Origin of the sequence: Bacillus sp. GbtcB10 (genome assembly GCF_019091365.1) — a bacterium.
GTDB lineage: Bacteria > Bacillota > Bacilli > Bacillales > Bacillaceae > Bacillus > Bacillus altitudinis.
Genome location: NZ_JAGXJP010000159.1, coordinates 1 through 269 on the forward strand (window position 1 = coordinate 1; position 269 = coordinate 269).

1 pseudogene is annotated in these 269 nt (G+C 32.0%); it reads right to left on the bottom strand.

The features are described from left to right. Window positions 1–230: pseudogene (locus tag KVT11_RS19965) on the bottom strand (hypothetical protein); the annotation flags it as partial. Window positions 231–269: the final 39 nt, after the last annotated feature.

The following is a 269-nucleotide window of genomic DNA, read 5'->3' on the forward strand; positions in this document are numbered from 1 at the left end:
CTTTTTCCTTTTTCGTATTGACCTCCATTTGCTTTAACAAAACTAACTTCTTCAGCATTTTGCTTTATCTTCTTATTTAATTCATCCTGAGATGTTAAATCTTTTTTAGTTTCTGGTTGGGATTTGACGTTTGCTTTTTCGCTTGATTCACTTTGTTTAGAAGAATCACAAGCTGTGAGACCTAACAATAAGGTACTTCCAATGCAAATACCTATAAGTTTTTTATACATTTTCATTATCCCCCTCTATATCCTCTACCCAAATTTCTT